Source organism: Mesorhizobium sp. B2-3-12 (assembly GCF_006442205.1).
GTDB lineage: Bacteria > Pseudomonadota > Alphaproteobacteria > Rhizobiales > Rhizobiaceae > Mesorhizobium.
Genome location: NZ_VFVR01000004.1, coordinates 377,163 through 395,930 on the forward strand (window position 1 = coordinate 377,163; position 18,768 = coordinate 395,930).

The 18,768-nt window shown below is 64.7% G+C and carries 14 protein-coding genes; 2 read left to right on the forward strand and 12 right to left on the reverse strand.

What is annotated here, in order from left to right:
• Nucleotides 1-37: 37 nt before the first annotated feature.
• The 9 genes from FJ948_RS15135 to FJ948_RS15175 all read right to left on the reverse strand — a co-directional run bounded on the left by FJ948_RS15135 (nt 38) and on the right by FJ948_RS15175 (nt 12,222).
• A complete protein-coding gene (locus FJ948_RS15135; RefSeq protein WP_140705692.1) occupies nt 38-2,080 on the reverse strand; it encodes an ABC transporter ATP-binding protein in 2,043 nt (680 codons plus the stop codon).
• Nucleotides 2,073-2,951 (reverse strand): ABC transporter permease, encoded by an 879-nt coding sequence (locus tag FJ948_RS15140; RefSeq protein ID WP_140705694.1) that lies wholly within the window; start codon nt 2,949-2,951, stop codon nt 2,073-2,075. Before FJ948_RS15140 ends, FJ948_RS15135 begins: the two co-directional genes overlap by 8 nt.
• On the reverse strand, nt 2,948-3,901 hold the full coding sequence (locus FJ948_RS15145) for an ABC transporter permease (protein WP_140705696.1): 954 nt from the start codon (nt 3,899-3,901) through the stop codon (nt 2,948-2,950). Before FJ948_RS15145 ends, FJ948_RS15140 begins: the two co-directional genes overlap by 4 nt.
• 2 nt (nt 3,902-3,903) lie before the next feature.
• Nucleotides 3,904-6,264 (reverse strand): molybdopterin guanine dinucleotide-containing S/N-oxide reductase, encoded by a 2,361-nt coding sequence (locus tag FJ948_RS15150; protein WP_140705919.1) that lies wholly within the window; start codon nt 6,262-6,264, stop codon nt 3,904-3,906.
• Nucleotides 6,265-6,401: 137 nt separating this feature from the next.
• A complete protein-coding gene (locus FJ948_RS15155; RefSeq protein WP_140705697.1) occupies nt 6,402-8,060 on the reverse strand; it encodes an ABC transporter substrate-binding protein in 1,659 nt (552 codons plus the stop codon).
• A 242-nt stretch (nt 8,061-8,302) separates the two neighbouring features.
• Nucleotides 8,303-9,487 carry a mandelate racemase/muconate lactonizing enzyme family protein gene (locus tag FJ948_RS15160; RefSeq protein WP_140705699.1) on the reverse strand — a complete coding sequence of 395 codons (1,185 nt, stop codon included), beginning with the start codon at nt 9,485-9,487 and terminating at the stop codon, nt 8,303-8,305.
• The gene (locus FJ948_RS15165) at nt 9,484-10,593 is read right to left on the reverse strand and encodes a mandelate racemase/muconate lactonizing enzyme family protein (RefSeq protein ID WP_140705701.1); all 1,110 of its coding nucleotides are present in this window, start codon (nt 10,591-10,593) and stop codon (nt 9,484-9,486) included. Before FJ948_RS15165 ends, FJ948_RS15160 begins: the two co-directional genes overlap by 4 nt.
• A gap of 32 nt (nt 10,594-10,625) precedes the next feature.
• The gene (locus FJ948_RS15170) at nt 10,626-11,318 is read right to left on the reverse strand and encodes a GntR family transcriptional regulator (RefSeq protein ID WP_140705702.1); all 693 of its coding nucleotides are present in this window, start codon (nt 11,316-11,318) and stop codon (nt 10,626-10,628) included.
• A gap of 115 nt (nt 11,319-11,433) precedes the next feature.
• A complete protein-coding gene (locus tag FJ948_RS15175) occupies nt 11,434-12,222 on the reverse strand; it encodes a 2OG-Fe(II) oxygenase (protein ID WP_140705703.1) in 789 nt (262 codons plus the stop codon).
• Nucleotides 12,223-12,335: 113 nt separating this feature from the next.
• On the opposite strand from FJ948_RS15175, the gene FJ948_RS15180 reads away from it, so the two are divergent.
• Entirely contained in the window at nt 12,336-13,244 is a 909-nt protein-coding gene (locus tag FJ948_RS15180; RefSeq protein WP_140705705.1) for a LysR substrate-binding domain-containing protein, read from the forward strand.
• Between the two features lie 44 nt (nt 13,245-13,288).
• Here FJ948_RS15180 and FJ948_RS15185 read toward each other — a convergent pair whose 3' ends face one another.
• From FJ948_RS15185 to FJ948_RS15195, 3 genes are read right to left on the reverse strand one after another with little or no spacing between them, the layout of a single operon-like run.
• Complete coding sequence (locus tag FJ948_RS15185) at nt 13,289-14,443, reverse strand: efflux RND transporter periplasmic adaptor subunit (RefSeq protein ID WP_140705706.1); 1,155 nt, start codon at nt 14,441-14,443, stop codon at nt 13,289-13,291.
• Nucleotides 14,444-14,458: 15 nt separating this feature from the next.
• The gene (locus FJ948_RS15190) at nt 14,459-17,635 is read right to left on the reverse strand and encodes a multidrug efflux RND transporter permease subunit (RefSeq protein WP_140705920.1); all 3,177 of its coding nucleotides are present in this window, start codon (nt 17,633-17,635) and stop codon (nt 14,459-14,461) included.
• Nucleotides 17,629-18,003: a hypothetical protein gene (locus FJ948_RS15195; protein ID WP_224693220.1), complete on the reverse strand. Its 375-nt coding sequence runs from the start codon at nt 18,001-18,003 to the stop codon at nt 17,629-17,631. Before FJ948_RS15195 ends, FJ948_RS15190 begins: the two co-directional genes overlap by 7 nt.
• Nucleotides 18,004-18,126: 123 nt before the next feature.
• On the opposite strand from FJ948_RS15195, the gene FJ948_RS15200 reads away from it, so the two are divergent.
• The gene (locus tag FJ948_RS15200) at nt 18,127-18,717 is read left to right on the forward strand and encodes a TetR/AcrR family transcriptional regulator (protein ID WP_140705923.1); all 591 of its coding nucleotides are present in this window, start codon (nt 18,127-18,129) and stop codon (nt 18,715-18,717) included.
• Nucleotides 18,718-18,768: the final 51 nt, after the last annotated feature.

Here is an 18,768-nt window from a genome sequence, read left to right on the forward strand (position 1 = left end):
CCGGCCAGGCAAATGCGGTCACCCATGCGATGTCTCGCTATGCCGGTTCGGCCACGGCTGCCTTCTGCAGCCGCGCCAGTTCGGCATAGGGAATGTGGCAGCGGATCGAATGTCCAGGCTGCGCCTCGGCCAGCGGTGGCTCCTGCTGTTCGCAGATCGGTCCGATCTTGCGCGGGCAGCGTGTGTGGAAGACGCAGCCCGAGGGCGGGTTGACGGCGCTGGGGATTTCCCCATCGAGCCGGATGCGCGCCGTCTCGGTCTGGTCGAGCTTGGGCACGGCCGAAAGCAGCGCCTCGGTGTAAGGGTGATGCGGCCCGGAAAACACTGCTTCCGACGGCCCGATCTCCATGATGCGGCCGAGATAGAGCACGGCGATCTTGTCGGAGAGGTAACGCACCACGCCGAGGTCGTGCGAGATGAAGATGTAGCTGACGTCTTCCTTCGACTGCAGGTCGGCAAGCAAATTAAGGATCGCCGCCTGGACGGAGACGTCGAGCGCCGAGGTCGGTTCGTCGCAGACGACGATGCGCGGATCGCCGGCGAAGGCGCGCGCAATGGCGACGCGTTGCTTCAGCCCGCCCGACAGTTGGCGCGGCTTGACCGCGAGATGCCGGTCGGTGAGCCGCACGGAGCGGACGAGGTCGTCGAGGCGCGCTTCCCGCGCCTTGCCGGAGAGGCCGGCCAGCCGTTTCAAGGCGCGGCCGAGAATGTGGCGGATCGAGTGCGAACGGTTAAGCGCGGAGTCCGGGTTCTGGAAGACGATCTGCATCGCCTTGACCTGGTCGTCGCCACGGTTCTCCAGCTTCGGCGCCAGCGCCTTGCCCTCGAGTTCGATGGTGCCGCCGGCGTCCGGTGGCACCAGGCCGAGCAGCAGTCTGGCGAAAGTGGTCTTCCCCGAGCCGGATTCACCGACCAGGCCCAACGTCTCGCCGGGCCTGAGATCAAGCGATACGTCCTTGACGGCCCGCAACGGATAGCCATGGCTGGCATAGGTCTTGTTCAGCCCGGCGACGCGCAGCACCGGCGCCGTTGCTGGCTTTGGTGCGGTCGCCACGTCCGCGGGCGTGGCGCGAGGCAGGGCCTGCGCCTGGTCGTGATAGTGGCAGCGCGACAGCCGCCTCCCGCGCTCGTCGGTGAGATCGTAGAGCGGCGGCAATTCGGTGCGGCAGCGGTCGGTGGCCAATGCGCAGCGGTCGGCGAAGGCGCAGCCCTTGATGACGGTGCCGATGCCGGGCAGGAAGCCGGGGATGGTGTCGAGGCGGCCCTGGTCCTTGCGCTGGCCGCCGCGCGGCAGGCAGCGCAGCAGCGCCACCGTGTAAGGGTGGCGCGGATCGTTGAAGACGACGTCGGTCGGTCCTTCCTCGACCAGCATGCCGGCATAGAGCACGCCGACCCGGTCGCACATGTTGGAGACGACGGCGAGGTTGTGGCTGATGAACAGGATCGAAGCGGAGAGTTCCTGCCGCAGCTGCGCGATGAGGTCGAGCACCTCGGCCTCGACGGTCGCGTCCAGCCCGGTGGTCGGCTCGTCGAGGATCAGCATCGAGGGGTCATTGGCCAGCGCCATGGCGATCGCCACACGCTGCTGCATGCCACCGGAGAGCTGGTGCGGGTAGCGCTGCATGACGCTTGGCGGATCGGAGATGCGCACCCGGTTCAGCATGGCGATGGAGCGGTCGGTGGCCGCTTGGCCGGAAACGCCGGCAAGCTCGAAAATCTCGGTCAGTTGGCGGCCGATGCGGATCGACGGATTCAGCGCCTTGCCCGGATCCTGATAGACCATGGAGACGCTTTCGGCGCGGGCACGCCGCAGCGCCTCGGCATCGAGCTTCATGACATCCTGGCCGTCGAGCGCGATGGCGCCGCCTGATATCGAGCCGTTGCGCGGGAGATAGCGCACCACGGCGAGCGCGGCTGTCGACTTGCCGCAGCCGGATTCGCCGACCAGCCCATAGGCCTCGCCCTGGCCGATGGTGAGGCTGAGGTTGCGCAGCACCGCCCGGTTTCGGCCGCCGACGCGGTAGGCGACAGACAGGTCGCTGAGTTCCAATGCGTTCCTTGCCTTGGCGGGTTCAGTCATTGAACGCTCCATGCACGCCGTCGGCGGCCAGATTGACGCCGATCACCAGCGAGGCGATGGCGAGTGCGTCAAACAGCACCGTCCACCAGAAGCCGCCGCCGATCATGCCGTAATTCGAGGAGATGGAGAGCCCCCAGTCCGGAGACGGCGGCTGGATGCCGAAGCCCATGAAGGACAGCGTGGCGACGGCGAAGATGGCGTAGCCGAGCCGCACCGTGGTCTCGACCAGGATCGGCGGGATGACGTTGGGCAGGATCTCGACGAACATCGTATGAAGCGCGTTCTCATGCCTGAGTTGTGCGGCCGCGACATAGTCGAGTTCGCGCTCGGCCAGCACCGCCGAGCGCACCGTGCGCGCGATGATCGGCGCGAAGCTGAGGCCGATGACGACGATGACGGTGGTCTTGGAGGTGCCGAGCGCGACGATGGCGAGCAGCGCCACGATGACCACGGGGATGGCCATGAAGGCTTCCAGGATGCGGCTGACGACATCGTCGACCAGCCCGCGAAAGTAGCCCGTGAGCAAGCCGAGCGCAGTGCCCGCGACCGTCGCCAGCAAGGTCGCCAGCGGCGCGACGGTGAGGATATCGCGCGAGCCGACGATGACGCGCGAGAAGACGTCGCGCCCGATCTGGTCGGTGCCGAACCAGTGTTCGCGCGAAGGCGGCGCCAGCGCGTTGATGATGTCGTCGGCGAGCGGGTCGTAGGGGACAAAATGTTCGCCAAACAGCGCGCAGACGACCCAGAACAGAACGATGGCTATGCCGACGAGGAACGTTCGCGAGCGCAGCAGCGAGAACAGGACCTCGGCCAGCGGGCCGCGGCGCCGCGTGTCGTCCTGTGCGGGGGAGGGGGTCTGAACGGCGCTCATTGGTCTGACCCCAGCCGGATGCGCGGATTGAGCACGGAATAGAGGAAGTCGGCGACCAATGTCGCCACGGCATAGACGATGCCGATGGTGAGGATGCCTGATTCCAGCATCGGAAAATCCTTGCCGCGCGCGGCGGTGAAGATCAGCGAGCCGATGCCCTGGTAGCGGAACAGCGTCTCGATGACGACGAGGCCGCCGATGAGGTAACCGGTCTGGGTGGCGATGACGGTGATGGTCGGCAGCAGCGCATTGCGCAGCACATGGCGCCAGATCACCGTGCGCCACGGCAGTCCTTTCAGCACCGCGGTCCGCGTATAGTCGGAATCGAGCGCCTCGATCATGCCCGAACGCGCCATGCGCGCGATATAGCCGAACAGCACCAGGAACAGCGGCAGGGCCGGCAGGATGAGGTAATAGAGCTGGGTGAGGAAGCCGGCGTCCTTCGGCCATGCCGCCGAGATCGGCAGCCAGCGCAGCCACACACCGAAGATCAGGATCAGGATGATGCCGGTGACGAATTCCGGCAGTACCGTCACCGACAGGCCGCCGAGGCTGATGATGCGGTCGAGCGGGCGGTTGAGGTTGAGCGCGGCAATCACACCGCCCAGGATGCCGATCGGCACCACCAGCACGAAGGCGACGGCCGCCAGCTTCATCGAATTGCCGAGCGCATCGATGACGAACGGCGCCACCGGCGAGCGGAAGATATAGGAGGTGCCCATGTCGCCCTGGACGAAATTGGAAATCCAGCTCCAGTACTGGGTGAGAAGCGGGCGATCGACGCCGAGCGTATGATTGAGCGCGTCGACCGCGCGCTGGTCGGCGAACGGGCCCAGGATCGCGCGCCCGACATTGCCGGGCAGGACCTGGCCACCCAGGAACACCATCACGCTGAGCAGGAACAGCGTCACCAGCGACAGCGAGACACGCCGGGCAAAGAAGGAGAGAATGGCTAGGCCTCCTTATGGTGGGGCTGGGGCCCGGACATGCCGGACACGTCGGCTAAACACACTGTGGCAGGTGGATCGAATGCTGTCACCGTTGGAACGGCTCCATCAAATCGCGACACCTCGACCAGCGTCGAATTGCAGGTCGGCGATTGCGCAAGGCGCGATGTGCCGCGGTCGGCTGTCAGGACATTCGGATTGCCATGCTTTTCCAGGCTGTGCGGCTGTCCAGGCTCCGACGGATCGAACCAGGCACCCGTGGGCAATTGGACGACGCCCGGGATCAAGCCGTCCGTCAGCACGGCACCCGCAAGGCAGGAGCCGCGCTCGTTGAAGACGCGAACGACGGCTCCGTCCACAATGTCACGCGCCGCGGCATCCGCCGGATTGATCCACAGCGGTGCGCGGCCCGACACCTTGCCGGCGCGGCTGACCGAACCATGATCGTGCTGGCTGTGCAGCTTGTCGGCCGGCTGCGGGGACAAGAGATGCAGTGGAAACCGGCCGGCAAGATCGCTTCCCAGCCATTCCCGTGGTTCTCGCCACACGGCATGGCCAGGGCAGTCGTCATAGCCGAAGGTTTCGATCGTGTCGGAGAAGAGTTCTATGCGGCCTGACGGCGTCGCCAGCCGGTGCCGCTCCGGGTCGGCGCGGAAGGCGCCAAGCAAGGTCTGCGACGTGACCTGGCGGACAAGATCGGCGTGGCCGTCCTGCCAGAAACGGTCGAAGGACGGCATCTCGACCCCGGCCGTGGCGGCATTTCCCCGGGCCTGCTCGTAAAGCAGCCGGATCCATTCGCCGGCATTGCGCCCTTCGGTGAAGGTTTCGCTGGTGCCGAGCCGCACTGACAGAGCGGCGAAGATGGCAAAATCGTCGCGCGCTTCCCCCACCGGATCGATTGCCTGCTTCATGGCGACGACCAGGTTTTCCCGGTTCGAAAAGGCGAGGTCGTTTCGCTCCAGCGGCGTGGTGACCGGCAGCACGATGTCGGCATGGCGCGCGGTCGCCGTCCAGAAGGGTTCATGGACGATGACCGTTTCGGGACGTTGCCATGCCTCGACCAGGCGGTTCAGGTCCTGATGGTGATGGAAAGGATTGCCGCCCGCCCAATAGACCAGCCTGGTGTCGGGATAGGTCATCGCGGCGCCGTTGAATTCGAAAGCGCCGCCCGGGTCGAGCAGCATGTCGGCCACGCGGGCGACCGGAATGAAGTCCGGCACCTGGTTCTTGCCTTGCGGCAAGGACGGCCAACGGAACCCCATCTCCGGCCTGCCGGCGCCGTTTGTCGACGAATAGCCGAAACCAAATCCGCCGCCGGGCAATCCGATCTGTCCGAGCAGGGCGGCAAGCGTGATTGCCGCCCAGTAGGGCTGCTCGCCATGGTCGGCGCGCTGCAGCGACCAGCTGACCATCAGCATCGTGCGTTTGGCGGCCATCTCCCTGGCCAAGGCGAGCATTGTCGCCTCGGCGACGCCGCTCAGCGCGGCAGCCCAGGCGGGGTTCTTCGGCTGGCCGTCGGTTTCACCCATGACATAGGCCCGCACCGCCTCGAAGCCCGTGCAGTAGCGCGCCAGGAACGCCTCGTCATGGCGGCCTTCGCTGATGAGGACGTGGCACAGGGCCAGCATCAGGGCGGTGTCGCTGTTCGGCCGCAGCCGCAGCCATTCGGTCTCGACGCCGCGCGGCGCGTCGTCGCGCACCGGTGAAACATTGATCAGCCGGGCGCCGTTGCCGACGGCGTTGCGCATGGCCGCTGCCGCCTCGTGACGGGCCGCGCCGCCACCCTGGATCTGCGCGTTGCGCCAGGGCAGGCCGCCAAAGGCGACGATCAGCTCGCTATGTCGTTCGATCCCGTCCCAAGTGGAATGGTTGCCCGTCAGGCCGTCCGTCCCGCCAACCACATGTGGCAGGATGACCTCGGCCGCGCCGTAGGAATAGCTGAGCACCGAGCTCGTATAGCCGCCGATCGTGTTGAGGAAGCGATGGACCTGGCTTTGCGCGTGATGGAATCGTCCCGCGCTCGCCCATCCATAGGAACCGGCATAGATCGCGGCATTTCCGTGCTCGACGCGGACACGCTCCAGTTCCGCCGCCACGATATCAAGCGCGGTTTCCCAGGGAATTTCCACAAAAACCTCGCCGCCGCGCCTGCCCGTCGGTTTGGACCTGTCGCCCTCCAGCCAGCCGCGCCTGATGGCCGGGCGGGACACGCGCAGGTCGCCTTGTACCGTGTCGAGCATGGACTTGCCGATCGGCGAAGGATCGGGGTCGCCGCTCCACGGCTCGATGCCGACAAGCTTGCCGTTCTCGGCGCGGACTTCGTAGGTCCCCCAATGCATGGTGGTGAGCAGCGTCTCGGACTCCATGGGACGGGTCAACGATAGCTCGTCCCGCACTGCGAGGCTCGGCGTCTGGCGGGTGCGACGCACCTTGCCTTGACCGGCCGCGAAACCGCCAGCCCCGGCGGGGCTGGCGGTCGCGGGATGGGCTAGTTTCGGTCCACTTAGGCCTTCGATGCCTTTTCGAGGAACAGCTGCGACATCGCTGTCGGCTGCACCCCGGTCACGCCCTTGGCCGTCGCCGTCAGGTAGTCGTAGAAATAGCCGAAGATGACGGGCGTTTCCTCGAGCAGAAGCTTCTGGATCTTGCCGGCGTCGGCCTTCTGCGCCTCGAGGTCGAGTGCCGCGATATAGCTGGTCGCCAGCGCGTCGTAGTCCTTGTTCTTGAAGTGCGCTGCGTTCCAGGTGCCTTCGCTCTTCAGCGGCGCGGCAAGGTAGACGTTCGGCACGCCGCGGTGGCCGTAGTCGGTGATGCCCATCACCGAATCCAGCCAGTTCGATTTACCGAACACCGCATCGCCGTAATAGGCGCCCTGGTCGAGAATGTTCAGCTCGAGCTCGACGCCGATCTCCTTGACCCAGTTCTGGATGAGCTGGGCGTATTCGGGGATCTCGAGGTAGCGCTCGGTGGTCAGCGTCACCTTGAAGCCCTGGCCGACGCCGGCTGCTTCCATGAGCTGCTTGGCCTGGGCGATGTCCTGCTTGCGCTGCGGTATGGTTGTGTCGGTCGAGGGATAGACCGCGGCGAACGGGCTGTCATTGCCGAGCGCCGAGCGTCCCTTCATCAGGCCGGCGGCCAGCTTGTCGCGGTCGAGGCAGAGCGCGATGGCGCGGCGCACGCGCGCGTCCTTCAACGGGCCGTCGTCGCAGCGCATATGCAGTTGCTGGTGGGCGGACGACTTCAGGCTGATGATGTCGACATTGGGGTCGTTGAGCAGCGCCACACCCGACAGAACCGGCATCTGGTTGATGATGTCGATCTGCCCGCCCTGCAGCGCCAGGATCTGCGGCTGCATGTCGGCGAAGAAGGTGAATTCGGTGCGATCCGGCAACGCTTTCTCGCCCCAATAGTCCTCGTTGCGGACGAAGGACGCACCGACCTTGGCGGTATATTTCTCGATCTTGAACGGCCCGGTGCCGTCGAAGCTCTTTTCGTAGTCGCCCTTGTAGGTCGCCGGGATGATGACGGCGTTGTAGTTGTCGGACGACAGCATGTAGGGGAAGTTGCCGTTCGGCGCATCGAGGTGGAACTCGACCGTATAGTCGTCGACCTTCTTGGAGGCGCCCTTCTGCAGGATGCCGGTGAACACCGAAAGCGCGTTGGACGAATTCGCCGGATCAGCGAGGCGGTCGATGCTGGCGACGACGTCGTCGGCCTTCATCTCGCCCCCCGAGTGGAATTTCACGCCCTTGCGCAGCTTGAAGGTCCACACCGTGCCATTGTCGTTCGGCTTCCAGCTTTCGGCCAGCGCCGGCTTGAGCACGAGGTCGGGCCCGTCGACGCAGAGGAATTCGGCGACCTGCTGCATGACAAGCAGGCCGCCGGCGTCGGCGATGGTCACGGGATCGATCGTCGCGGCCGGCACGCTGCTGCCGACGCGGATGGTGGCGCCAGGCGCCCCGGCGCGGGCGAGCGACGGCATGGCGCCAAGGCCTGCAGCCGTGGTGATGCCGCCCAGAAGCGGCAGCGACAGGCCGAGCAGGCTGCCGTGGCGGATGAAGTCGCGGCGGCTGACGCGCCCGTCGACGAGGCCGTCGATCAGATGGTTTTCGAGCGGCGAGCGGCCACGCCGCAGCAGATCGAGAATGCGGTAATTCTTCATGGGTCTAAGCCCTTTCCCCAGTTGTTGTGGTTGGCGAGTGCAGTTAAATCGACGAGTTCCGTGGAGTTCTCCTGTCCCCGGGCCTCATCGGTATCGGTCGATGGACTGTAGCATGCGGCTCCGACCGGTCCATCCGCTCGTTGGGATGGAAAAGTCAGATTTTCTTGATGAATTGTCTGTCGGACAGGCGACCCGTAGTCGCCTTTTTCCCGATAAATCCTGCTTGCTTTTCGACATCCCTCCTAATTCAGCGGCAGTCTGCGGTAAGTCCCGGGTTTTTCCGGATCGTGATATTTGTTGCAGGGGCCGTTTTCGACGAAATCGCGATGACAGGCGGCAAGACGCTCCTGCGACAGCGTCACGCCGAGGCCGTGGCCTTCGGGGACCGGCACGGTGTTGTTCCTGGGCGCGAACGGGCCTTCCTCAATGATGTCCATCGGCTGCATGCGAAACAGCGACTGGTTGGGCTCCCGGATCCAGCCCAGCGCGGCGCACAGATGCAAGTAGCAAGCGCTGCCGACGCCGGTGTCGCCGCTGTAGCACCAATAGTCGATGCCGGCATGCTCGCAGGCGCCGACGAAGCGCAGCATGCGATTGATGCCGCCATGCGTCGTCGGGTTGCCGACAAAGGCGTCAGGCACTTTCAGCTCCGTGGCGCGGGCGATATCGATGTTGTGGGTCGAGAACGGGATCGAGGTGTGGCGCCGCAGCTCCCGCATCTCCTCGATGGTCGCCACCGGGTCTTCCCAGTTGCGCACGCCGAGCTCTTCCAGCGGCCGCGCCAACTGCCTGGCGGCCGCCAGCGAATAGGCCTGGTTGGAATCGATGCGGATCATCGCATCGTCGCCGAGCCTTTTGCGGATGAGCTCGACCATCTTCATCGACACCTTCGGGTCCTGTGTCGAGAACTTGCCTTCGAAGAAGGTCGTGCCGTGACGCTCATGGAGTTCGACACAGTAGTCGGCGACCGCTTCCGGCGTCTTCTCACCCGTCACCTTGGCCCCGTCGCCGCGCAGCGAGAAATAGTCGGTGAACGGGATGTCCTTGCGCACGGCGCCGCCGAGCAATTGGTAGAGCGGCTGCTTCCATGCCTTGCCGCGCAGGTCCCACAGCGCCATTTCGATGGCGCCGAAGGCCATGATGCGGGTGCGGTCGTTGATCGATTGCACGCCGCTCCAGAAGGGCAGGCAGACTTCCTCGGCGCCGGCTATGTCGAAGGCATCGCGGCCAGCGAGCCTCGGTGCCAGAATGTCGTTGATGAGGGCGGCGGCTCCCGCCGTCGGCGCCTCGCCGATCCCGGTGAGCCCCTCCTCGGTCTCGACTTCGACAATGGTCGGTGAAAAACCGTCGAGTTCGCCGAACACCCAGACGTATGGCGCTTCCAGCCGGTAGTTAATCGGTGTTGCCTTGATGCGTTTGATCTTCATGTTCGGCCGATCTCGAAGAAGGGTTCGCCGAGCAGGCTCGGATCGACATCGATGCCAAGGCCGGGGCCGTCGGGGATGCCCATGTGGCTGCCGGTCACCGGTGGTGCATTCCTGGCCGTGCGCACCGTCACCCATTCGTGGAAGGCGATGGCGTGCAGCCGGCGCTCCGCCGGCGTCGACAGCGACAGATGCGCCATCGCGGCCGTATCGATCTCCGCCCCGCCGGTATCCTCGACCGTGATCATGAAGCCGAGATCGATGGCGACGTCGCGGATCAGCCGTGTCTGCGTCACGCCGCCCAGCCGCGAGATCTTCAACGTCAAACCATCGGCGGCACCGCGGCGGTGGATTTCCAGCATCTCGCCGAGCGAGGTGACGGATTCATCCAACACCATTGGCTTGTCGAGCATGCGGCGCACCGACATGTTCTCGTCGAGCGTCGTACAGGGCTGCTCGAACGTGTAGTCGATGCCGCGCGTTGCATCGGCGAACTGCCGCGCCTGATACGGCGTCCAGCCGGCATTGGCGTCGCAGAAGATCACCGTGCCTTTCGGCACAGCCGAGGCCACCGTCGTTACGCGCTCGATATCGTCATGCACATTGCCGCCGACCTTGACCTGCAGGCGGCGGCAGCCTTCGGCAATGATCCGCTTGGCCAAAACCGCCATCTGATCGAGTGTGCCGTGGGTGACGACCCGGTAGGTCTCCGCCATGTCGCTTTCCTTGCCGCCGAGCAGCGTCACCAGCGGCACGCCGGCCGCGCGCGCGGCCAGATCCCAGCAGGCCATGTCGAGCGCCGATTTGACATAGGGATGGCCCTTGAACACGGTGTCCATCAGCCGGCCGATGCTGGCCAGCCCGCACGGGTTCTGGCCGATGAGGTGCGGCGCGATCTCCGGCACGCCGGCCCGCGCGCCGGCCGGGAAGGCGGCCGAATAGAAATTGCCGAGCGGCGCCATTTCACCCCAGCCGGTGACGCCGCTGTCGGAGGTGATGGAGACGATCACTGCGTCGAAGCAGTCGGCCACGCGTCCCTTGGACATGCGGTAGGGGCCGTCCACGAAGGGCTGCACGACATGATAGGCTTTGATGGTTTCGATCTGCACGTCGGTATCCATTGTCCGCGATGAGGGAGGGATCAGGCGCCTTTCGACGGGCGCCGTTCGAGGCCGCGCGCATAGGCAAGAAGCTCTTCGAAATCGAGGTCGATATGCTCGCGGGCATGGCGCTGGGCGGCACGCATGTCGTGGCCCTTGAGCAGCGCCACATAGGTCTCGTGGACATCTTCGGCCGGCACGGCTTCCTTGCGCGCCTGCTGGTGCAGGGCGAAGTACATCTGCAAGCGGCTGGTCAGCCTTTGCCAGGTCTCCAGGAGCACCGAATTGTCGGCCCATTCATGGATCAGACCATGCAGTTGCAGCGCGGTTTCGATCTGCCTTGTGGTGTCGCGCTCGCGCGTCGCCTGCTTCACCGCCTCGTGGCGCCGGTCGAGCTCGTCCAGGAAACGCTGGTCGCGCAGCTTCCACATCCGTTCGATGGCGAATTCGTCCAGCACCTTGTTGAGCGAATAGGCATCGTCGATGTCCTTGGCCGTGACATTGATGACGAAGGTGCCGGCATAGGGGATGCTGGTCAGGATGCCCTCCTGCACCAACTCGCGCATCGCCTCGCGCAGCGGCGCGCGGCTGACCCGCATCTGTTCGGAAATCCGGAGCTCGTTGAGTTTCTGTCCGGGCTCCAATTGTCCGGTCAGGATCGCGCGCCGCAACAGCGCGACGATCTCGGCGCGGCGCGTCGTATCGGCAATCGGGCTGAATTCCGTCTTCACCATCCGACCCACTCCAGCGAGACCAGAAGACAAGACAATCAGATTGTCGACAATCTAACAAGAGCTTTTTTGGATTTTCATCGTCACCGGGCCGCCCCGTCGAATGCCGTCGGGCTGGTCAAGCCGCGCGGCCGTAGAACCCGACACGCTCTTCGGCGCTGAACATCACGCCTGGCCTCTCATAGTAGGAAAACACCGCGATCATCCGTTCGCGTTCGCCTTCGACCGTGGTAACGCGGTGCGCGGTGTTCTTGCCGCGAAACACGTTCAGCGTGCCGGGCCTCATGCGCAGGATCCTGGCTTCGGGGTCACGCCCTTCGAGCAGCCTGGCGACGCCATCGTAGTTTGGATCCTCATCCGATCTGAGATCGGTGCGGTATTCCAAGTCGCCGCCGCGCTCCGCCTGTTGCAGGAGCAGCGTGGTGGTGAATTCCGAGCGGTCGAAGTGCCAGTTCAGCGCTTCGCCGGCGCGGTAGGCCATCACATTCGTGCGTGCCAGCGGATCCTGCATGACATGCAGCTTCGCCTTGCCCGTCGTCGCCGCGAGGAAACGCACCAGCGGTTGGTACTCGTAGATCGCCATCACCGTGCTGCCGGGAATCTGGTCGGCACAGACGGTGTGGCTGATGGTTTCCACCTTGCGCAGCGCGGGGTGGTCTGGCGCCAATTCGGGAATGTTGGGCTTGAAGTAGATGTTGTGCATGCGCTTGTGGACATGCGACCGCGTGTCCATGACCGGCTTGATTTCCCGCACCGCCTGTTCGGCGACGCCGGGTCGCAAAAAGCCTTCGAGATTGAACATGCCATCGGCTGCGAGCGCCGCGATGGACTGCTCGACGAGGCGATCCCATTCGGGGCTGCCTTCGCGGTCGAGCGGATAGCGGTCGAGGTCGAGAATGTCTTTCATGGCGTGTGCTCCAGTCGGGGCCCAAAGGCTGGGCACAGAAGACGGCAAAAAATTCTTTCTCTCAACGGATAAAATTATTAGGATTGGCCAAGAAAAACTTCTGAAGGCCTGATATGGACCGGCTGCCGCCATTGAATGCGATCAAGGCCTTCGAGGTCGCCGCCCGCGCCGGCAGCTTCACCTTGGCCGCGAGCGAGCTTGGCGTCTCCTCGGCGGCGGTCAGCCAGCAGATACGCAATCTCGAAAACTGGTTCGGCAAGCAGCTGTTCGTGCGCACGGGCAATCGCATCGCGCTGACCGACGCCGGCCACGCCATCTATCCACAGACGGCGCGGGCGCTTGGCGACATTGCCGCCATCGGCCAGCGCATGCTTGAAGGCGGCCTGAGGACGCGGCTTGTCGTCAGCGTGCCGTTCTCGCTGGCCGAGCTATGGCTGGCGCCGAGGCTGGCTCTCCTCCTGGATGCCTTCCCGCACATGGCGATCGACGTGCGCGCCGAGGATGACCCGATCGACCTGATGCGCCAGAACGTCGACCTGCGCATCAGCTATGGCGACTATCACTATCCCGGCCTGCGGATGGTCCGCCTCGTCCATGACGATGTGCTGCCGGTCTGCGCGCCGGAATTCTGGCATCGGCACGGCAAAGGCGATGCGGCTCTCACCGATTTGCATGAGAGCCTGTTCATCCACACCAACTGGGGACCGAACTATGCCTCGCACCCGAGCTGGGCCGATTGGTTCGCGGCATCCGGATCCAACCGGTCGCCCGACCCGTCGCAGGGGCGCCGCGTCGGCCTGTCAAGCCTGGCGATAGCCTCGGCTCGGTTGGGCCTCGGCATTGCCCTTGGACAGCGGGTGATGGCCCAAGCCGATCTGGATGCGGGCCGGCTGATTGCGCTCTCTTCCGTCTCGGTGCGCCTGGGGCACCCCTATTGCGCCTTCATGCCGCCGGCAAAGGCCGACCGTGCCGACGTCGCGGCTCTGGTTGGCCTGCTCGTGAAAGCGGCGCCCGCGACCTGAGAAAAGGTCGGGGGCGCCGCGCGGAAACCGGGCCTGCGGGGGAGTCAGGTGGCCGGCTTCTGTGGGAGAGGCGAGATCGGCATTCCGGGGCCGATCTTCTGCAGATTGCCAGTGATCACCTGGTCGCCTTCAGCGACGCCGCTGAGGATGGCGATCATGTCGCCATTGGTCGGCCCCAGCGAAACCAGCCGCTGGTCGACCGTATTGCCCTTGCCGACGACATAGACATATTTGCCGAGCTGGCTCGAGCCCAGTGCGACCTGCGGCACCATCAGCGCATCGGGCTGTTGTTTGACGTGCAGCCGCACGCGGACATACTGGCCGGGCAAGAGTGTGAACTTGGCGTTGCCGATGGTGGCGCGTACGGTGATCGTCCCGGTCGAGTGATCGACCGTGTTGTCCATGAAGGTAAGTTCGCCCTTTTGGTGGGCTTCGGTCTCACCCGGAAGCAGGACCTCGACCTCGATCGGACCGGCAGCGCGCGCCTCTTCGATCTGGGCCAGATCCGTCTCGCTCGGATTGAAGGTGACGTAGATCGGGTCGAGCTGCACCAGTGTGTTGAGCACGGTGCCGGCAACGCTGACCAGCGTTCCAACCGAAGCCTGGTTGCGGCCCAGGCGTCCGGGGAACGGCGCGTGGATTTCAGCGTAGCTCAGATTGAGTTCGGCAGTGCGCACGGCAGCCTGGTTGAGCGCCAGCGACGCCTGCGCCTCGCGCAAGGTCGAGGTGCGCTGGTCGAAGCTGTCCTTGTCCAGGTAACCGCTCTTGGCGAGCTCGGTACCGCGGCCGAGATTGGAACGCGCATAATCGAGCGTCGCCGTATCGCGCTGAACCTGTGCCTTCGCCTGGTCGAGCGCCGCCTGGAAGTCATCGGGCGAGATCTTGTAGAGCATGTCGCCCTGCCGCACATCGGCGCCATCTTGCGCCGTCTGTTCCTGCAGGTAGCCGGGGACGCGCGCCTGCAGCGTGATGCGGCGGATCGGCTCGGTCCGCGCGGCGTAATCGAGGTAGATCGGGATCGTCTTCTTGACGACGCTCGCCACCGGCACCGGCATCACGAACGCGGCTGGAGCCGGCGTCGCCGCTCCGGCCGTGCCGGCGCTGAGTCTGAGGTTGCCCATGTCGAGCAGGTGGACGCTGGCCACCGAGATCGCACCCAGCGCGACAGCCGTTCCCAACGCGATTTTCCATTTACGCATAGTAATTCTCCAATCTTATTCAGCCGCTTGCGCCAGGGGAGGGAAGGCGGTTTCGGCAGTTGGTTCAGTGTGTTGAGAAGCGGGCTCGTCGCCGCCGCGCCGTTCGCGCAGCTGTTCGATGACCGCGTAGAAGACCGGCACGAACACCAGCGACAGTATGGTCGCCGCCACCATGCCGCCAAACACGGTGGTGCCGATCGACTGACGGCTTGCCGCACCCGCGCCGGTGGCGATCATCAGCGGCACCACGCCGAGGATGAAAGCAAACGCGGTCATCAGGATCGGCCGCAGCCTCAGCCGCGCGGCTTCCATCGACGCCTCGACGATGCTGAGGCCTTCTTCGCGCCGCCGTCTTGCGAACTCGACGATCAGGATGGCGTTCTTGGCCGCCAGGCCGATCAGCATGACGAAGCCGATCTGCGAATAGACGTCGATCTGCATGCCGCGTACCCAAAGCGCGGCGAACGCGCCGAACAGGGCGAGCGGCACCGCCAGGAGCACCATGAACGGCATCGCCCAGCTCTCATACTGCGCCGCCAGGATCAGGAAGACGAAGACGATGGCGAGGCCGAAGACAACCGACGCGATCGAGCCCGCCTTGAGCTCCTGGAAGGTGATGCCGGTCCATTCGAAGCCGAAATCCCTGGGCAGTGCGGTGGCGGCGGCCCGTTCCATCGCGGCGACCGCCTGTCCGGACGAATAACCGGGCGCGGCGCCGCCATTGATGGTGGCCGAGGCGTTGTTGTTGTAGTGCGGCACGGTTTCCGGGCCGACGAACGGAACCAGCTTGCCCAGCGTGCTGAGCGGCACCATTCCTCCGGAAGCATTGCGCACATAGAGCCGTGAGATATCGGCGGCACCCGCACGTGAATCCTTGTCGGCCTGGATGGTCACCCGGAAGGTGCGGCCGAACAGGTTGAAGTCGTTCACGTAGAGCGAGCCGAGATAGATCTGCAGCGTGTTGAAGACGTCGGGCAGGTTGAGGCCGAGCAGCTTCGCCTTGGCACGGTCGAGATCGTAGTTGAACTGCGGCGTCGAGGTCGAGAACGGCGAGAACAGCTGCTGCGGATTGATTTCCGGTTGCTTGCGCGCCTCGGCGATCACCGCTTGCGTGGCGTCGTTGAGGGCCGTGCTGCCGCGGCCGGTAAGGTCCTCGACAACGAATTCGAAGCCGCCCGTGGTGCCGATGCCGGGGATGGAAGGCGGATCGAAGGAGAGCGCGAAGGCTTCCGGAATCTGCATCAGCTTGCCGCGCACGTCGGCGACGAGCTTCGATGCGCTCTGGTCGGGGCCACGCTCCTCCCATGGCTTGAGGATGGCGAACTCGACCGCCGAGTTCGACTGCGCCGCACTGGTCAGGAAGTTCAGGCCACTGATCGAGCCGACGATGTCGACACCGGGCGTCGCCTGCAGGATATCGCGCGCCTTCTGGGCCACCGCATCGGTGCGCTCCAGCGAGGCGCCGTCCGGCAACTGGATGACGACGAAGAAATAACCCTGGTCCTCGACCGGAAGGAAGGTCGAGGGCAGCTTTTGCCAGACGAAGTAGGTGGCGACCAGGCCGGCCGCGAACAGGCCGAGCATGATCCAGCGCAGCCGGATGAGAAAGCGCACGCCATGGGCGTAGGCATGTGACAGCCTGTCGAAGCCCGTATTGAACCAGCGGAACAGAACAAACTGCGTCTCGCCGCGATGGCGCAGGAAGGCGGCACTCAGCGCCGGGCTGAGCGTCAGCGAATTGAAGGCCGAGATGCCGACGGAGATCGCCACCGTCAACGCGAACTGGTTGTAGAGCTTTCCGGAAACACCGGGAATGAAGGCAACCGGCACGAACACGGCCATCAGCACCGCTGTCGTGGCGATGATCGGACCGGTGACTTCGGCCATGGCGGCTTTTGTCGCCGCCAATGGTTTCAGTCCGGCCTCGAGCTGTCGTTCGACATTCTCGACCACGACGATGGCGTCGTCGACGACAAGGCCGATCGCCAGCACCATGCCGAGCAGCGAGAGCATGTTGAGGGAGAAACCCATCATCTCCATGACGACCAGCGTCGCCACCAGCGACACCGGGATGGCGATGGTCGGGATGATGGTCGTGCGCCAGCTCTGCAGGAAGATGAACACCACCGCCACGACGAGCACCAGGGCTTCGCCGAGCGTGATCAGCACGTCATGCATCGAGGCCGAGACGAAGCGCGTCGTATCGTAGTGCATCGCATAGTCGACGCCCTTGGGAAAACGCGCCGACAGTTCCTGCATCTTGTCCTTGACGCGCTGCTGCAGATCGAGCGCGTTGGAGCCGGGCATCTGATAGACGGCGAGCACCACGGTCGGGTCCTTGCCGAAGAAGGCCGACGACGAATATTGCAGCGCGCCGAGCTCGATACGGGCGACGTCGCGCAGCCGCACCAGCGAACCCGTATCGGTGTTGGCACGCACGACGATATCGCCGAATTCCTTGGGGTCGCTCAACCGCCCGACGGCATTGACCTGCATTTCGAAGGCGGTGCCGGCAGGCGCCGGCGACTGGCCGATCTTGCCGGCCGCCACCTGGACGTTCTGCTCGGCGATGGCATTTTGCACATCGACGGCTGTGATGCCGAGATTGGCGAGCTTGTCGGGATCGAGCCAGACGCGCATCGAATAGCGCCGTTCGCCGAAGATCTGCACGTCGCCGACGCCCGGCAGTCGCTTCAGCGGATCCACCACCTGCAGATAGGCAAGGTTGGAGAGCGCCACAGGATCGACGGAATGGTCGGGCGAGGTCAGGTTGACGATGAGAACGAAGTTCGGGTTCTGCTTCTTGATCGTCACGCCGCCCTGGTTGACGATCGCCGGCAGCGAGGAGGCGGCCTGCGAGACGCGGTTCTGGACGTCGACGGCGGCGGTGCTCAAGGAATAGCCGACATCGAAGGTGATGGTGATGGTCGACGAGCCGTCATTGGAGCTTGTCGACGACATGTAGGTCATGCCCTGCACGCCGTTGATCTGCTGCTCCAGCGGCGTTGTCACCGTATCGGCCACCACTTGCGCGCTGGCGCCTGGATAGTGGGCGCTGACCACGACTTGGGGCGGCGTGATGTCGGGAAACTGCGAGACGGGCAGCAGGAAATAACAAATCGTCCCGGCGAGCACCATGATGATGGCGATCGCCGAGGCGAAGATCGGACGATGGATGAAGAAGTTTACCACGACACGCACGCCTCTCCGGCCGCTCTTGCCCGCCCGAAGGCGCTGGCGACCCTGGACAACTGGCCCTGCCCGTCACGGGAGACTTCCCGTGAACGCAGCAACGGCACTTCGCGACGCTGCCCATCGGCGAGCGAGCGCAACATTTTCTCGAAGGCGCGGGGGTCGACCCCATCTGCTTTCATGACCAGCCGGATCATCGGATCCCGGACGGCCTCATCTATGGTAAGATCGCGGCGCTGTGGCATTGGCCGGCTCCTTGTCTGTCGATTCGCAGCCCATGCTCGCGAACCGTTTTTCATCTCGTCACCGGCCGAAGCCGCATGATTGGCAATCTTTTCGTCCATCTCGATCTGGTAGGACCAGTTCACGACCTTGTTATTGACGACGGACGCTTTAGGTGTTACCAGTAAGTAACATGCTGGAAGTTACAGACCGGTAACACCCTAGTCAAGAGGTGGCCGAGGGTTTTTTGGAAACGAAAGGAGATCATGATGGCAGACGGCGTCGTGGAGCGCTCTCGTCCCCGGGATCGGATCCTGGAGACGGCACGCGACATGTTCCACAAGCACGGCATCAAGGGCGTCGGCGTCGACGCCATCACCGAGGCCGCCGGCACGAACAAGATGACGCTCTATCGTCACTTTGAGTCCAAGGACGAACTGATCGTCGAATGCCTGCGTGCCAACGCGTTGAAAGCTGGCTCGATGTGGGAGGCGTTCGAGGCCGAGCATCCGGGCGACAAACTCGCTCAACTTCACGCCTGGGTTCGCAAGGCCGCCGCCATGCTCAACACCGACGGCCGCGGCTGCGACATGGCCAACGCCGCCGCTGAGCTGACCGAGCCCGATCATCCGGCAAGGCGCGTGATCAAGGAACTCAAGGAAGCCCAGCGCGAACGCCTGGTCGGCCTCTGCCGGGATGCCGGCATCGGCCAGGCCGAGCTTCTCGCCGATACGCTGTCGCTGCTGTTCGAGGGCGCGCGGGTCAGCGTGCAGACCGTCGGTGCCGAGGGTCCGAGCACGCAGTTCGTGCGTATGGCGGAAGGGCTGATCGTTTCCTTCAGGGGAACCGCGGCAGGCTGATATTTGCCCGACTGCCGACGGCCGCGCGATCCCGTGGTCGAGGACTGGCGG

Excerpts from the sequence above, each read along its gene's own strand:
- FJ948_RS15135 (WP_140705692.1), bottom strand. The coding sequence starts at position 2,080 with ATGACTGAACCCGCCAAGGCAAGGAACGCATTGGAACTCAGCGACCTG.
- FJ948_RS15140 (WP_140705694.1), bottom strand. The coding sequence starts at position 2,951 with ATGAGCGCCGTTCAGACCCCCTCCCCCGCACAGGACGACACGCGGCGC.
- FJ948_RS15150 (WP_140705919.1), bottom strand. The coding sequence starts at position 6,264 with ATGGAGTCCGAGACGCTGCTCACCACCATGCATTGGGGGACCTACGAA.
- FJ948_RS15155 (WP_140705697.1), bottom strand. The coding sequence starts at position 8,060 with ATGAAGAATTACCGCATTCTCGATCTGCTGCGGCGTGGCCGCTCGCCG.
- FJ948_RS15160 (WP_140705699.1), bottom strand. The coding sequence starts at position 9,487 with ATGAAGATCAAACGCATCAAGGCAACACCGATTAACTACCGGCTGGAA.
- FJ948_RS15170 (WP_140705702.1), bottom strand. The coding sequence starts at position 11,318 with ATGGTGAAGACGGAATTCAGCCCGATTGCCGATACGACGCGCCGCGCC.
- FJ948_RS15175 (WP_140705703.1), bottom strand. The coding sequence starts at position 12,222 with ATGAAAGACATTCTCGACCTCGACCGCTATCCGCTCGACCGCGAAGGC.
- FJ948_RS15180 (WP_140705705.1), top strand. The coding sequence starts at position 12,336 with ATGGACCGGCTGCCGCCATTGAATGCGATCAAGGCCTTCGAGGTCGCC.
- FJ948_RS15185 (WP_140705706.1), bottom strand. The coding sequence starts at position 14,443 with ATGCGTAAATGGAAAATCGCGTTGGGAACGGCTGTCGCGCTGGGTGCG.
- FJ948_RS15200 (WP_140705923.1), top strand. The coding sequence starts at position 18,127 with ATGGCAGACGGCGTCGTGGAGCGCTCTCGTCCCCGGGATCGGATCCTG.